The organism is Parasphingorhabdus sp. (assembly GCF_048269915.1).
GTDB lineage: Bacteria > Pseudomonadota > Alphaproteobacteria > Sphingomonadales > Sphingomonadaceae > Parasphingorhabdus.
Genome location: NZ_JBLWTY010000003.1, coordinates 459,565 through 473,975, shown reverse-complemented (window position 1 = coordinate 473,975; position 14,411 = coordinate 459,565). Strand labels below are relative to the sequence as shown.

The following is a 14,411-nucleotide window of genomic DNA, read 5'->3' as shown; positions in this document are numbered from 1 at the left end:
CATTTTATCGTTTCTTTCCCGGCCTCTTATATTTTTCGGGCTTTAATCACACATATATGGGATTCGTGCGTTAACGACAACCGCTTAACCACATCGCTCATTCAACCTCCGGTTTCTTTCGTGAGGCGAGGCCCAATATCTTCAATTTTCGGTGGAGCGCTGATCGCTCCATCCCGATGAAATTAGCGGTTTTGGAAATATTGCCGGAAAAGCGCCTGATCTGAACCTTGAGATATTCCCGCTCAAAACTCTCGCGCGCTTCTCTGAGCGGTGATCCCATCAACGACGCGACGCCCTGGTCAAGATCATCATCATTGCCGAGCACCTCGGGCGGCAGCATTTCAATTTCGATTTTGGAAAATTGATCCTTCGGCGCCAGTATAATCGTCCGTTCGATCACGTTCCGCAACTGCCGGACATTACCAGGCCAGTCGCAGGCTTGCAGAGCGCCCATGGCTTCATCCGAAATCTCAGGCGGTTGCAGTCTTTGTTCGGCGGCGAACCGGGCGGCATAATGATCCACCAGCACCGGAATATCCTCTCGCCTCTGGTTCAATGGAGGCAATTCCACGGGCACGACATTCAGGCGATAAAATAAATCCTCCCGAAACCGCTTTTCCCGAATCTCGGTCTCCAGATCACGCGACGTGGCTGATACCACGCGAACATCGACATTCACCTTTTGCGACCCGCCAAGCCGATTGAAACTTTGCTCGGTTAAGACCCGCAATATCTTGCCCTGTGTGTCGAGCGGCATGTCGGCGACTTCATCGATGAACAGTGTTCCGCCATGGGCCTCTTCCATCAACCCGGTTTTCTCGATTTTTCCATTGCGCTCGGTGCCGAACAGTTCCTCTTCGACACTCTCGGGGGAAAGCCTCGCTGCGCTGATCGTTACAAAAGCCGCGTTGGAGCGCGAACTCCAATTGTGCAGCAATCGCGCGGCGACCTCTTTACCCACCCCTGCCGGACCGGATATCAGCAGGCGGCTACCGGTGCCGGCAACGCGTTTCAAGGTCGCCCTGACGCTGTTCACTGCGGCCGAGTTGCCGGTAAGCTCATCGGCAAAGCCGACCCGCGCCTTGAGAATCTCGTTTTCCCGCCGAAGCCGTTCTGTTTCGGTCGCCCGCGCCACAAGATGCAGGAGATGCTCGGCTTCAAAGGGCTTTTCGATAAAGTCGACCGCTCCTTGCGAAATTGCCGCAACCGCTGTGTCAATATTGCCATGGCCGGAGATGACGATGATCGGCAATTTTGCGTCAAGCTGCTTCAGCTCCGTCAGCAATTCCAGACCATCCAGTCGCGAGCCCCTCAGCCACACATCCAGCAGAACCAGCGAAGGCCGCCGCTCGTTCACGGCTGCAAGGGCCGCATCACTATTTGCGGCGACACGCGTACTATAGCCCTCATCTTCCAGAACGCCGGATATCAGATCACGAATATCCGGTTCGTCGTCGACCACTAAAATATCTAACGCCATGTTGAACCTCTGTTACTCATTACTGGATTTCCGGGATATGCTCGCCATTTTGGCCGGAATCGGACGGTGCCCGGACCGAAATTTCGGATGCCTCGTGAGACAATCTTGCCAATTTGGAAGCGCTAAGCCGGATAATCACCTTCGTTCCGCCATTTTCCGCATCGCAGAACTTGATTTCGCCAAAATGTTCCTCGACGATCTTCTTGACGATTGCCAGTCCCAAGCCGGTGCCGCTGGCGCGCGTTGTCATATAGGGCTCGACAATCCGGTCCCGCTCGATCGGCAAGCCGATACCATTATCAGTCAATTCGATAGTGACAATCCGATTGTCCGTTCGAACCGCCAGCTCTATTTTACCGTCAGAAACTTGAAAATCCTGACTGCTTTCGGCCTTTTGCTGGATTGCTTCCGCAGCATTTTTGATAATATTGGTTAGTGCCTGACCCAATTGCCGACGGTCACAAACCAGCGAAATCGGCTGCTCATCCGGAACAAAGGCGAATGCGATAGACGGATAGGTCACATCCTGCATGAACAGCGCTTGCTTGAGGATATCGTCGAGATTTTCCTCGCGAAATACCGGCTTGGGCATGCGCGCGAAGGACGAAAATTCGTCAACAATATTCCGGAGGTCTCCCACCTGTCGGACAATCGTATTGGTGAGATTGTCAAACACGCCCGCATCATCCTTGATATGCTTACCAAAACGGCGTTTCAGACGTTCCGCTGCTAACTGTATGGGCGTTAGCGGGTTTTTGATTTCATGGGCAATCCGCCGCGCGACGTCGGACCACGCTGCACGGCGCTGATCAAGCAGTTGCTGGGTAATATCTTCAAAGGTGATAACATGCCCGGTGGGCCCACCGACAATTTTCACCGCCAACGTCCGCATATCGGAATCGGATGCAAATTCGATTATGCTGTTTTCCACCCCGTCATCAATGAGTTCGGCAAACTGCGGGGCTGCTATTGCAATATTGACGTCGAGCAACGCATCGGCCGGCTTTGACAGCAGCGACTGGGTTTGCGAGTTAACCAGCTTGATCTCACCTTTTTCGTCCAGACTGATAATGCCCGCCGTGACCGATTCCAGCACAGCTTCAATAAAGGCTCGTCGGCTGCCCAATTGCTCATTCGCTGTCATCAGGGCGGTGGTTTGCGTTTCCAGCCGTTCGGTCATGCGGTTAAATGCCCGGCCCAATGTACCAATCTCGTCATTTTCAAAAGTTGTCGGCACCCGCGTTGCCAGATCACCCTCAGTGACCCTTTTCGCTGCATGCACCAGTTCGCTAACCGGCTTTACCAAGCGGTCAGCAACGACCAGCGCGATCCATAAAACCAGCCCGACGATCAGCAGCGAGATAACAAATAGTGCAATATTAAACTGCAATTGCAGGCTTCGGGATCGGGAGAACAGCTGCTCATAATCGGCCAGCACAGACTGGGCTCGCTCCCACTGGCTGAGCGCCAGCATATCAGAATCGCGTGCTGCATAAAGGAAGATGCGCGATTCCAGATCAAGCGGAGTCACCGCTTCAATCTTGTTCGGCCGAGCGGTCACGACATAGCTTTTGCCCTCCTCCAGCTGCTTCAGTACCGCACTGGTTATCTTGGGCTGTTGATCTGCGTCATCGGGGTCAACGGCGGCGGCGGTCCGGGCGACACCGTCCGGACCATATTCGATAATCGCCGATTCATTCAGCTTTCGCGACAACACCTGAAAGACATAGCCTTCTGCAAATTCCGGGCTTTCGAGATCGGCTTGCTGCAGATAATTACGCAAATCATTGGCCATGGTGATCGTTTCATCACCAACCTCGCGCTGGTTCTGTTCATAATAGCCGCGGGCCAGATCATTCGCATTTTCCAGCATGCCGCGCGCGCGATCCGAGAACCAGAATTCCACGCCATATTGAAACAGCAAGGAGGCAAAAATAACCACCAGCAGCATCGGGATACTGGCAACCAGGGAGAACAGGGCCACGAGCCGGACGTGCAACCGCCCCTTGCTACCGATTGAAGATTTCGCTGCCCTGCCCTTTGCGATCCGTCGACCAAAAAGAACCAGCAACGTCATCGCCGGAATCAGATTTGCCACCAGCAAGGCTGCGGTCAACGGCGGAGAAATGAAATCAGTTTGATCAGATTGTCTGCTCAACAGGAAATAGGTGCCAAGCATGATCGCGACGAACAGGGCCAGGACGATCCATTCCACCCGTTTCATGACGGCTTCTTTCTCAGCCATCAGAGCAAGACGACGCAGCCAGTTTGGAACACGCTGCTCCTGAGGATGGGGGAAAACCGTCATTGTGCTTTCAATACAACAGAATCGTTGCGAGAATAGCACAAATATTGCAAAAATATCACGGTTCAGCGAGCCAAACTGTCATTTCATCGCAAGGGTTATTTTGATTCTGCGGGATCAATTTGATATTCGTTGAGCTTCTTGCGCAAAGTATTGCGATTAATACCGAGAATTTTCGCGGCTTTTATCTGATTGCCATGGGCGTGGTGCATCATCTCGATGAGCAGGGGTTTTTCAAATTTCTCCAGCGCCTGGGCGTAGAGATTTTCTTTCTCGGCATTGGCCATAAGCCCCAGCACGATCGACTTGATATGGGCTTCAAACTCCATATTAGCCGATTCAGCCCGGTCCTCTCCGCGCTCCGCCGCCAGTATCTGACGAATAGCCTCCTCGGAAAGCGTGTCCTCCCTGCCAGTCACGACCAGACGATAGATGACATTTTTGAGCTCGCGCACATTGCCGCGCCAGTAATGATGGCAAAGCAGATTCATGCCTTCTGGCGAAATCTGCTTTTGGGGCAAGCCTTCAGTTACCGCAAGTTTGAGGAAATGCTGGGCCAGCGGCGGAATATCACTGGCGCGCTCTCTGAGCGGCGGCAGTTCAATCGGCACGACATTGATCCGGTAATAGAGATCCTCACGGAATTTTCCCTGTTCGATCAATTCCAGAAAATCGTGATTGGTGGCGGCGATGATCCGCACATCCAGCTTTACCAGACCCTTGCCACCAACCCGGTTGATCTCCCCCGATTGCAGCGCCCGTAACAAGCGGGTCTGCGCATGCATTGGCATATCGCCAATCTCGTCGAGAAACAGGGTGCCACCCTGAGCCTGCTCAAACTTGCCCGAGGCACTAGCAACGGCGCCGGTAAAGGCACCTTTTTCATGCCCGAATAATTCCGCCTCGATCAGTTCCGACGGGATTGCGGCCATGTTGACTGCGATGAAGGGGCCAGACTTTCGGTGTCCTAGCCCGTGGATGGCTTCGGCAACCAGTTCCTTGCCGGTCCCCGATTCACCCAGGACGAGGACCGAAAGGTCATTTTTCAGAAGCCTGGCAATCATCCGGTAGACTTCCTGCATCGCCGGACTGCGCCCGACTAGCGGAAGGCTTTCTTCATCCATGGAAGGTTCGATCGCCTGCATGTTTTTAGGCTTCAGAGCCTGACCGACCACCTCGACCAGTTCGTCGAGATCAAATGGCTTGGGCAGATATTCAAATGCACCGGTTTCCGATGCCCGCACCGCAGTGTTGAGCGTATTCTGTGCGGAAATGATGATGATCGGGATATTGGGATGAGTGGCTTTCACGCTATCCAGTGACGAAATCCCGTCGCCTTCCCCCAGCCCGACATCGGTCAACAGCAGGTCATAGCTGCTGCTCGCCATCAACGCGTCGCGCTCTGCGATAGACTTGCAGTTTTCGACTTCATAGCCTTCGGCCCGCAATGCGGTGATTATGACGTGGCTGACGGACAGATCATCCTCGACTAATATTATTTTTTCCTTGGCCATAAACTTGTCCTGCGTCAGTTTTTCGGTGCAACGGGAAGAAACAGGGTGAACCGGCTCATCTCGTTCTGTGTTTCACGATCGTAGCGGATGCGTCCGTTCATATCGCGCATGAGCTTCTTGACCAGCGCCAGCCCTAGACCCTGCCCTTCTTTCTTCGTCGAAACAAAAGGCGAGAAGATTTCCCGTTCAAGCTCCGCCGGAACGCCAGGGCCATTGTCACAGACCATGATCTGGATCGGCAACCGGATTGCCTCGGTTGCACCCTGCGCTGACAAGGCAGCACCGAAACTATAGCGCGTCACGATACGGATTTCCGGATATGGCAGATGTTTGGTCGCATCCACTGCATTGGCCAATAAATTGGTCAGGACCTGCATCATCGAGTCCGGATCGATCAAGGCATCCGGTAGGGATGGATCGAATTTATCATTGATTTTCACCGCCTGGCCAGTCGCTGCCTCAATCGATCGCCTTGCGCGATCAATCAGCGTGTGAATATTGATAGCGGTGGTCTGGGCCGGCTGGTTGGACGACAGAGTCTGCATACGGTTCAGCAGATTGACCACCCGCTCGACTTCCCCGGTAATCATCTGGGTCAGCGGTTTTTGCGTTTCGTCCAGCTGCCGGTCGAGCAATTGTGCCGCCCCGCGTATAGCCGCCAGCGGGTTTTTGATCTCATGGCTGAGGATATCGGGAGCCCGGATTGCAAGATCGGAGGTATCGCCATTATCATTTTCGAGAATGGGGCCATCCTGGGGCATCAGCGAAAAAGATATTAATCGCCACGCCGAATCCGACGCTAGCGGATGGATATCAAAATCGACGATACCCAGCTTGCGGTCGTCGCTCGAAATCAACACCCCGCGTGCGGTAAGACTGATATCCGGTTCGATCAATGCAGCATCCAGTCTGCCGTCCGAAAAGCCTACGACATCATTGATTTTGCGGCCGACCAAATGTTTGGCACTGGTCCCGAAAAGCGCTTCGCCAGCAGGATTGACGCGCGTTACGATATTTGCCGAATCCACGACCAGCAAAGCATGGTTGAGCCCAGCTAAAATTTGCTCTCCCGACGGATTGCCGCCCATCAAGCCGCTGCTTTATTCAACCAGGGCGTATAAAATTCCTCGAGCATTTTCAACACGATATACGGATCGCCCTCTTTGTTCGCGCGATTGCGGAATTCTGCCGATCCGGGCAATCCCTTCGTGTACCAACCGATATGTTTCCGTGCGACTTTGACGCCGACATCTTCACCATAGAGTTTCAGCATATCACGATAATGTTCGTCCAATATGGCATATTGGGTTGGAATATCGGGATCCGGCAGGCTTTCTCCGGTTTTAAACCAGTGCATGAACTGGCCGAGAAGCCAGGGTTTGCCATATGCACCACGGCCGATCATCACGCCATCTGCTCCGCTTTGCTCAAGCGCTGTCTTGCCATCTTCGATCGTGCAAATATCGCCATTGACGATAACCGGCACCGAAACCGCCTGCTTGACCTTCTCGACAAAGCTCCAGTCGGCGCTGCCCTTGTACATCTGGCACCGGGTCCGGCCATGCACGACGATCATTTTCGCGCCAAGGTCTTCCGCGATATGGGCAAGTTCGGGCGCGTTCAGACTGTTATGATCCCAGCCCATCCGCATTTTTACCGTGACCGGCACGTTGACCGCCTCCACCGTTGCCTTGATCAGTGAAGCCGCGAGCGGCAGATCGCGCATCAGGGCAGAACCGGCATCGCCGTTGACCACCTTTTTAACCGGACATCCCATGTTGATATCGATAATCTGCGCGCCGCGGTCCTCGTTTAGCTTGGCCGCTTCCGCCATCGCGCCGGGATCACAGCCGGCGAGCTGCATCGAAACCGGCTCCTCGATCGGATCCCATGCGCATTTTTGCAAGGATTGGCGTGTTTCACGGATCATCGCCTGGCTGGCGATCATTTCCGTGACGTTGAGCCCGGAACCAAATCGCCGCACCAGCTTGCGGAAAGGCAAATCGGTGACACCGGTCATCGGTGCCAGCAATACCGGGCTGTCAATTTCAATATCGCCGATAGAGATGGGTTCGAGTTTCATTCGCACTGCCTAAAATTTAAGCACCCCTTATCGCCAAATCTATTTCGAGGCAAGAATTGCTTCATCGATCTTCTCGGCGTAGATCGCGATTCATGGTCAAAGCCAGCAATCCTTCCCGACAATCTCACGCGCTGATCGTGGCCGCAGGTATTGGTGCGCGCGCCGGATTGCGCATTCCCAAGCAGTTCGAACCGGTAGGCGGCAAACCGATGGTCAGGCATAGCGTGGAACGTTTTCTTTCCCACCGCCAGATTGATCAAGTCTGGATCGTGGTCGCCGCAGGGCAGGAAGATCAGCTGGCCACCGCCCTCGCCCCTCTTTCTGACTATCATGTCGTGATCGGCGGGGCGACACGTCAGCAGTCGGTATACAATGGCCTGAACGCCATCCGGGAGGCCGGTGGCGCGAATAATATCCTTATTCACGACGCAGCCCGCCCGTTCGTGACGGATAGGATGATTGATCGGCTGCTTGACCGTCTGGTGACGGCTGGTGCCGCAATCCCGGTCCTGCCGGTGGTTGATACGATGGTGCAATTGCATGACCAGCATCTCGACCGGACCGTGAACCGGGATAGCCTGTGGCGGGTCCAAACGCCCCAGGCCTTCGACTTTCAAAAGCTGATTGCAGCGCATGACCGCATTTCCGGCGACCGGAATGCCAGCGATGATGCCCAGATTTTCAAAGCCGCCGGACATGATGTAACCGTCGTCGAGGGTGACGAGGCCCTCAAGAAATATACATTGCCAACCGATTTCGGCGGGAAGAAAAATCATAATATGCGCCAGACACGGACCGGAATGGGCTATGATGTCCATCGACTTGCCGCGGGCGAGGAATTATGGCTTGGCGGCATCAAAATCGATCATGACAAGGGACTTTCCGGTCACAGTGATGCCGACGTTGTGCTTCACGCCCTGACCGATGCCCTGCTCGGTACCATCGGAGCTGGCGATATTGGCGACCATTTTCCGCCATCGGACCCGCAATGGCGGGGCGCGGCCTCTGCCAGGTTTGTCGAATTTGCAGCCTCGCTCATCGCAGCGAAAGGTGGCGTGATCCATAATGTCGACATGACGATCATTTGCGAAGCCCCGAAGATCAAGCCCCACCGCGAAGCTATCCGTGCCAAGATTTCGGAAATATTATCGCTCGAACTGGATCAGGTCAGTATCAAGGCTACTACGACCGAGGGGCTAGGCTTTACCGGGCGCGGTGAAGGAATTGCGGCTCAAGCCATTGCTTTAATTTCAGTGGAGAAAAATTGATGAACAGGAAATTCATGGCCGGACTCTCGCTGGTCGGCCTCGCCCATGCAGCAACCGCCCAAGCGACGCAGATCGAACAATGCTTGAGTGTTGCGCAAGCAGAAGCGCTGGTGACCTATATACTTCCAACCGCCGTGCAGGCCAGTCGCACCAAATGCGCAGCAAGCCTGCCAGTGACCACGCCGTTGTTGAAAGAAAATTCCGCGCAGCTGGCCAAATATCGTGCAGCGTCGGAAAGTGCATGGCCCCAGGCCAAAAGCGCAGTTTCGGTACTGGCTGGCGATAAACTGCCAGCAGAAATTGATGATGCGCTCCTGCGGCCGATTGCCGACGCCATGTTCAGCCAGCTCATTGGTCAAGAAATCAAGCCCAAGGATTGCGGACTGATTGCCAAAATTTATAGCGACCTGGAACCCATGCCCTCCGCAAATCTGGCCAGTCTGGCGATAACAATTGTGCAGGCGGCAACGAAGGACGATAAAAAACAGAATATTCCCATTTGCAAAGCACCGGCATGATGGTCTAACGGCCCCGACCTATGAAAAATCTCCTCCCTCGAGAACTTGTCGATCTGGCCCAAAAAGTCATCGACACAAACAGAGCAGCCGGTCGCCGGATTACCGTTGCGGAGAGCTGCACCGGTGGTCTGGTCGCTGCGGCACTGACCGAAGTGCCCGGATCCAGCGATGTGTTCGATTGCGGCTTCAACACTTATTCCAACAGCGCCAAACAGAAAATGCTCGGCGTCAGCAACGATTTACTCGACACGTTCGGCGCTGTTTCGATCGCGGTGGCGTGGGAAATGGCGCAAGGTGCTCTTGAAAACTCGGATTGTGACGTGGCGGTAGCAATCACCGGCGTCGCGGGACCGGACGGCGGTACGGAGAAAAAACCGGTAGGTACCGTGGTGTTTGCCAAGGCCGAAAAAGGCAAAAGCGTCGAAGATATAGTCGCCGACCGGAAAATGTTTGGCGAAGACAAAAGCCGCGCGGATATCCGGTTTCAGGCGGTACTGGTCGCGCTGGAACTGCTGCTCCCCGAAGAAAGCGCATAGCTGCCACCATAAATTTCACCGGCGCGGTCGACAAATGCACTGGTCATCTTGTTCAGAGCCTTTGCAAACATCTGCCCTGCAAGCTTTTCAAAAACCCGGCTTTTAAATGAAAACTCGACATAAAAATCGACATGGCACCCCCCTGCGTCACGCGAACGGAACCGCCATTCATTGTGCAGCTGCTTGAGCGGCCCATCAAGATAATCCACATCGATCGACTGGTTGTGCACCTTGATCACACGCGACGCAAATTGCTCGCGCAAGCCTTTGAAACCAACCAGAACATCGGCGAGCATTTCGACTTCGCTGTCCGCCCGTATCCGCGTTCCCACTACCCAGGGCAGGAATTCCTGATAGCGCCCGACATCGGCGACCAGCGCATACATTTGCGCGGCGCTATACGGCAGATCGCGCGTTTCCCTATGCGCCGGCATTCGAAACACCCGAACGGGCCAGCTTTTCCTCGCGGGCCTGGCGCATCTTGGCGAAATCCTCCCCGGCGTGATAGCTGGACCGGGTCAGCGGAGTGGAAGCGACGAGCAGGAAGCCCTTGGCCCGGGCGACCGAGGCATAAGCGTCAAACGCCTGCGGCTTGACGAATTCGCTGACCTTCACATGTTTGGTCGTCGGCTGCAGATATTGTCCCATGGTCAGAAAATCGACGTCAGCGCTGCGCATGTCGTCCATCACCTGATGTACCTCGAGTCTTTGTTCGCTCAGCCCGAGCATGATTCCCGACTTGGTGAAGATGGAGGGATCATGCCGCTTGACCTGCTCAAGCAAACGCAGCGAAGCGTAATAGCGCGCACCGGGCCGGATGGTCGGATAGAGCCGGGGCACGGTTTCAAGATTGTGATTATAGACATCGGGTCGTGCCGTAACAATCGCTTCCACTGCGGCTTCCGCCTTGTTGCGGAAGTCTGGCGTCAAGATTTCAATTGTGGTTTCCGGCGTCGTCCGGCGCAAGGCCTCGATCACCTTCACAAACTGGCTGGCACCGCCATCGGGAAGGTCATCCCGGTCGACCGAGGTCACGACGATATGCTCCAGCCCGAGCTTGGCAGCGGCGTCGGCGGTATGTTGTGGCTCCATGACGTCAACCGGCATCGGCATGCCGGTCTTGACGTTGCAGAACGCACAGGCCCGGGTACAGACGTCGCCCAGAATCATCACCGTTGCGTGCTTCTTGGTCCAGCATTCGCCAATATTGGGACAGGCCGCCTCTTCACAAACGGTGTTAAGTTTATGCTCGCGCATCAACGCGCGGGTTTTCTCAAATTCCGTGCCCATCGGCGCTTTCACTCGAATCCAGTCGGGCTTGCGAATCCGTTCGGGCGGTTGTTCAGGCGGGGTGATCTTGGTGATTTCGTTCATTTCTATCAAATAGGACAAGAAAACCACTCTTGCCACCCCCTAAGTCGGTGATATGGACGGAAACATGACAAATTTTTCAGACCTGCTCGACGGCTACCGCCGCTTCCGTTCCGAACAATGGCAAATGCAGCGCGAGCGCTGGGACGAGCTCAAGGAAGGCCAGAGCCCGAAGGTGATGATTATCGCCTGCAGCGACAGCCGAGTCGATCCAACCCAGATTTTCGATACCAACCCGGGTGAAACCTTTATCGTCCGCAACGTGGCAGCTTTGGTGCCGCCCTTTGAAACGACGCCTGGCCAGCATGGCGTCTCGGCGGCGCTGGAATTTGCTGTCCAGTTCCTCAAGGTCGAGGAAGTGGTAGTGATGGGCCATGGCAGCTGCGGTGGTTGTGCAGCGGCCCTGTCCGAGCAGATGAAAGACATGCCGCCCGGCAAAGGCGGCTTTATCGCCGACTGGATCACCCTGCTTGATGATGCCCGGGCAAAAGTCGCTCATGATCATGGCGACCTGACCAGCGGTGCCGCACAGCTGGCGATGGAGCATGAAGGGGTCAAGACAAGTCTCGCCAATTTGCGGACCTTCCCGTGTATACAGGAGAAAGAGGCCGACGGATCCATCCGCCTGATCGGTGCCTGGTTCGCCATTGCCGAAGGAAAGTTGCATGTACTGGACGAAGACGGTGGCCAATTCTCGGTCGTCGACTGAAAATTTCAATAATTGATTTATTTCAGTAGCTTGTACAATATACTTCGACTTCAATAGAAGCTTTCTTTAGGGCTTTTTCGGCACGCTCAGCCCCTTATCTTTACAAAGTTTACAGTGTTATAATCAGAAAAAGCCGTTCTGCCCTTTCTGACAAAAACCAACCACGCGCGCGAAGGTCGTTCGCACGGTCCCGGGCGCTGTTTATATCAAAGAGCCGTGCAGGGCCTAAACGATCCGGCCTGCTGTAGGACAGCGCTTTTCCTCTTGAACGCCCTTGTCGCGCGGTCCATCTAAGCAGGATGAAACACCAATATGACAATATCGCCCTGCTGATCGATTCCGACAATGCCAGCCACAATGGTCTTGATCCGGTTCTGACCGCCCTCGCCGAACTCGGAACGGTGAATATCCGCCGCGCTTATGGCAACTGGAGAAAGCAGTCGCTGAAAGGCTGGGTCGATATCCTCCACAAATATGGCGTCGAACCGCAACAGCAATTCGATATGACCAAGGGCAAGAATGCCACCGACATGAAGATGACGATTGACGCCATGGACCTGCTCTTTCGCGGCAAGGTCACCGGCTTCGGGATCATGTCGAGCGATAGTGACTTCATGCCGCTGGCGATGCGAATCCGGCAGGAAGGCCTGCCTGTCTATGGCTTCGGCAGCGCCAAGACCCCGGAAGCCTTCAAGCAGGCATGCAGCCGCTTTATCGACGTCGATGCGCTGATCAAGGCTGACAAACGCAACCGCGGCAACGCCAAAAGTGACGTCAAGGCGCCAACCAGAGCCGATATCCCTACTGGTGTCAGCGAAAGCAACGGCAAGTTTGACGAAGAATTGCTCAACCTTCTGATCGACGCCTATCAGGCCACCAAACGCGACGCCGAAGGCTATGCCAGCCTCAGCGAAGTCGGCAAGATAGCGGGCAACCGCTCCAGCTTCGATGTTCGCAATTATGGTTTTTCCCGACTGTCGGAAATGTTCGAAGCTGTTCCGAACTTCCAGACAAAACGTGATGAAAATGATCAGTTATTTGTGAAGCGATTGCGCTAAAATACCGCTGGGCTTCAAGGGAGAAGGTGACAAGGCGGCCAAAATCGTTATGAACGCCTGATGCAAACCGGAGCCCTATTCTCACTCGCCCTTTATTTTTTTGCTATGCTTGCCATCGGATTATACGCGTGGCGCAAGTCAACGGATAGCAGCGAAGGCTATTTGCTTGGCGGCAGACAGCTCAGTCCCGCCGTAGCGGCGCTGTCCGCCGGGGCATCGGATATGTCGGGCTGGCTGTTGCTCGGACTGCCGGGCGCGCTTTATGCGGCGGGCCTGGTCGAGGTGTGGATCGGAATCGGATTATTTTTCGGCGCCTTGGTCAACTGGATCGTCGTTGCGCCGCGGTTGCGCGACCAGACGGAGCGCTATGGCAACGCCCTCACCATCCCCGAATTTCTCGCCAACCGTTTCCCCGACAAGGCACTGGCCTTGCGGGTAACATCAGCAATCATCATCGTGCTGTTCTTTGCGGTTTATACCGCAGCCGGTCTGGTCGGCGGCGGCAAATTGTTCGAAACCAGCTTTGCCGGCCTGTTCGGCCCTAGCGCGATGAGCGACTATATGCTCGGCATCTGGCTCACCGCAGGCGTGGTCCTTGCCTATACGATGGTTGGCGGTTTTCTCGCCGTCAGCCTGACCGATTTTGTCCAAGGCTGTATCATGGTCGTGGCGCTGGTGCTGATGCCGGTCGTCGTGCTGACCAGCGACGGGGGGGTGGACGCCGTGACGACCCAGCTGGACGCGATTGACCCGAATTTCCTCAGCCTGACCGCCGGCCTGTCCTTCATCGGCTTTCTTTCCGCTATCACCTGGGGGCTCGGCTATTTCGGTCAGCCGCATATCATCGTCCGCTTCATGGCGATCCGGTCGGTTCCGGCCGTCGCCAAGGCGCGCAATATCGGGATGAGCTGGATGGGTGTGGCGCTGCTCGGCGCGATCGGCGTCGGCATCACCGGACGCGCCTATGTCGAGATGCACGGGCTGACGCTCGAGGATCCCGAGACGATCTTCATCCTGCTGGCCAATACATTGTTTCACCCGCTGATCACCGGCTTCCTGCTCGCCGCCCTGCTCGCCGCGATCATGAGCACGATCAGCTCGCAATTGCTGGTGTCGTCGAGCTCGCTGACCGAGGATTTCTATCGCCTGTTCCTGCGCAAGAACGCCAGCGAGCGGGAAACCGTCAATGTCGGGCGGCTGTTTGTCGCGCTGGTGGCGCTGGTCGCGATCTATATTGCGCGCGATCCCGACAGCAAGGTGCTGGGACTGGTCAGCAACGCCTGGGCCGGTTTTGGCGCGGCGTTCGGGCCGCTGATCCTGCTGTCGCTGACCTGGAAACGGATGACCGGTGCAGGCGCGGTGTCGGGACTGGTGATTGGTGCCGGCGTCGTGATCCTGTGGATCTCCATGGGCTGGAACGGCGCGTTCATGGGTGGTCCCGGGGTTTACGAGATTATTCCCGGGTTTCTCGCAGCGTTGTTGGCGATTATTGGGGTTAGTCTTGCCGGAAAGCCAACCGCTACCGTTTGATACTGCCGGTCAATATTTCCTGAAATGATTGTGCTCGCC

13 protein-coding genes are annotated in these 14,411 nt (G+C 55.4%); 6 read left to right on the top strand and 7 right to left on the bottom strand.

All coding sequences use genetic code 11. The features are described 5' to 3' along the window. Positions 1–97: 97 nt before the first annotated feature. The 5 genes from ACN0WX_RS10765 to dusB form a co-directional block, all read right to left on the bottom strand. The gene (locus ACN0WX_RS10765; protein WP_417622310.1) at positions 98–1,480 is read right to left on the bottom strand and encodes a sigma-54-dependent transcriptional regulator; all 1,383 of its coding nucleotides are present in this window, start codon (positions 1,478–1,480) and stop codon (positions 98–100) included. 19 nt (positions 1,481–1,499) lie between these two features. Next, positions 1,500–3,788 (bottom strand): ATP-binding protein, encoded by a 2,289-nt coding sequence (locus ACN0WX_RS10760; protein ID WP_417622309.1) that lies wholly within the window; start codon positions 3,786–3,788, stop codon positions 1,500–1,502. Positions 3,789–3,883: 95 nt separating this feature from the next. Then, positions 3,884–5,299 carry a nitrogen regulation protein NR(I) gene (ntrC, locus tag ACN0WX_RS10755; RefSeq protein ID WP_417622308.1) on the bottom strand — a complete coding sequence of 472 codons (1,416 nt, stop codon included), beginning with the start codon at positions 5,297–5,299 and terminating at the stop codon, positions 3,884–3,886. Between the two features lie 14 nt (positions 5,300–5,313). Further along, the gene (locus tag ACN0WX_RS10750; protein ID WP_417622307.1) at positions 5,314–6,387 is read right to left on the bottom strand and encodes a two-component system sensor histidine kinase NtrB; all 1,074 of its coding nucleotides are present in this window, start codon (positions 6,385–6,387) and stop codon (positions 5,314–5,316) included. Continuing rightward, positions 6,387–7,382, bottom strand: a complete 996-nt coding sequence (dusB, locus tag ACN0WX_RS10745; RefSeq protein ID WP_417622306.1) for a tRNA dihydrouridine synthase DusB — start codon at positions 7,380–7,382, stop codon at positions 6,387–6,389. Before dusB ends, ACN0WX_RS10750 begins: the two co-directional genes overlap by 1 nt. 92 nt (positions 7,383–7,474) lie before the next feature. Between dusB and ACN0WX_RS10740 the strand changes: the two genes are divergently transcribed. Genes ACN0WX_RS10740 through ACN0WX_RS10730 form a run of 3 tightly spaced genes read left to right on the top strand, consistent with a single transcriptional unit; the run spans position 7,475 to position 9,704 of the window. Further along, positions 7,475–8,650, top strand: coding sequence for a bifunctional 2-C-methyl-D-erythritol 4-phosphate cytidylyltransferase/2-C-methyl-D-erythritol 2,4-cyclodiphosphate synthase (locus ACN0WX_RS10740; RefSeq protein WP_417622305.1), 1,176 nt, complete (start codon positions 7,475–7,477; stop codon positions 8,648–8,650). Then, a complete protein-coding gene (locus tag ACN0WX_RS10735) occupies positions 8,650–9,168 on the top strand; it encodes a hypothetical protein (RefSeq protein ID WP_417622304.1) in 519 nt (172 codons plus the stop codon). The genes ACN0WX_RS10740 and ACN0WX_RS10735 overlap by 1 nt, the downstream gene beginning before the upstream one ends. Before the next feature lie 20 nt (positions 9,169–9,188). Continuing rightward, the gene (locus ACN0WX_RS10730; RefSeq protein ID WP_417622303.1) at positions 9,189–9,704 is read left to right on the top strand and encodes a CinA family protein; all 516 of its coding nucleotides are present in this window, start codon (positions 9,189–9,191) and stop codon (positions 9,702–9,704) included. Here the strand turns inward: ACN0WX_RS10730 and ACN0WX_RS10725 are convergent. Continuing rightward, entirely contained in the window at positions 9,653–10,138 is a 486-nt protein-coding gene (locus ACN0WX_RS10725) for a type II toxin-antitoxin system RatA family toxin (RefSeq protein ID WP_417622302.1), read from the bottom strand. The two genes, ACN0WX_RS10730 and ACN0WX_RS10725, sit on opposite strands and share 52 nt — an antisense overlap. Then, complete coding sequence (gene lipA, locus ACN0WX_RS10720) at positions 10,125–11,078, bottom strand: lipoyl synthase (protein ID WP_417622447.1); 954 nt, start codon at positions 11,076–11,078, stop codon at positions 10,125–10,127. The genes ACN0WX_RS10725 and lipA overlap by 14 nt, the downstream gene beginning before the upstream one ends. Before the next feature lie 64 nt (positions 11,079–11,142). On the opposite strand from lipA, the gene ACN0WX_RS10715 reads away from it, so the two are divergent. The 3 genes from ACN0WX_RS10715 to putP all read left to right on the top strand — a co-directional run bounded on the left by ACN0WX_RS10715 (position 11,143) and on the right by putP (position 14,372). Beyond that, positions 11,143–11,784 carry a carbonic anhydrase gene (locus tag ACN0WX_RS10715; RefSeq protein ID WP_417622301.1) on the top strand — a complete coding sequence of 214 codons (642 nt, stop codon included), beginning with the start codon at positions 11,143–11,145 and terminating at the stop codon, positions 11,782–11,784. A gap of 299 nt (positions 11,785–12,083) precedes the next feature. Then, on the top strand, positions 12,084–12,842 hold the full coding sequence (locus tag ACN0WX_RS10710; protein WP_417622300.1) for an NYN domain-containing protein: 759 nt from the start codon (positions 12,084–12,086) through the stop codon (positions 12,840–12,842). Between the two features lie 60 nt (positions 12,843–12,902). Then, the gene (gene putP / locus ACN0WX_RS10705) at positions 12,903–14,372 is read left to right on the top strand and encodes a sodium/proline symporter PutP (RefSeq protein WP_417622299.1); all 1,470 of its coding nucleotides are present in this window, start codon (positions 12,903–12,905) and stop codon (positions 14,370–14,372) included. Positions 14,373–14,411 lie beyond the last annotated feature (39 nt).

Coding starts and splice junctions, on each gene's coding strand:
- ACN0WX_RS10765 (WP_417622310.1), bottom strand. CDS start 1,480: ATGGCGTTAGATATTTTAGTGGTCGACGACGAACCGGATATTCGTGAT.
- ACN0WX_RS10760 (WP_417622309.1), bottom strand. CDS start 3,788: ATGACGGTTTTCCCCCATCCTCAGGAGCAGCGTGTTCCAAACTGGCTG.
- ntrC (WP_417622308.1), bottom strand. CDS start 5,299: ATGGCCAAGGAAAAAATAATATTAGTCGAGGATGATCTGTCCGTCAGC.
- ACN0WX_RS10750 (WP_417622307.1), bottom strand. CDS start 6,387: ATGGGCGGCAATCCGTCGGGAGAGCAAATTTTAGCTGGGCTCAACCAT.
- dusB (WP_417622306.1), bottom strand. CDS start 7,382: ATGAAACTCGAACCCATCTCTATCGGCGATATTGAAATTGACAGCCCG.
- ACN0WX_RS10740 (WP_417622305.1), top strand. CDS start 7,475: ATGGTCAAAGCCAGCAATCCTTCCCGACAATCTCACGCGCTGATCGTG.
- ACN0WX_RS10735 (WP_417622304.1), top strand. CDS start 8,650: ATGAACAGGAAATTCATGGCCGGACTCTCGCTGGTCGGCCTCGCCCAT.
- ACN0WX_RS10730 (WP_417622303.1), top strand. CDS start 9,189: ATGAAAAATCTCCTCCCTCGAGAACTTGTCGATCTGGCCCAAAAAGTC.
- ACN0WX_RS10725 (WP_417622302.1), bottom strand. CDS start 10,138: ATGCCGGCGCATAGGGAAACGCGCGATCTGCCGTATAGCGCCGCGCAA.
- lipA (WP_417622447.1), bottom strand. CDS start 11,078: ATGAACGAAATCACCAAGATCACCCCGCCTGAACAACCGCCCGAACGG.
- ACN0WX_RS10715 (WP_417622301.1), top strand. CDS start 11,143: ATGACAAATTTTTCAGACCTGCTCGACGGCTACCGCCGCTTCCGTTCC.
- ACN0WX_RS10710 (WP_417622300.1), top strand. CDS start 12,084: ATGAAACACCAATATGACAATATCGCCCTGCTGATCGATTCCGACAAT.
- putP (WP_417622299.1), top strand. CDS start 12,903: ATGCAAACCGGAGCCCTATTCTCACTCGCCCTTTATTTTTTTGCTATG.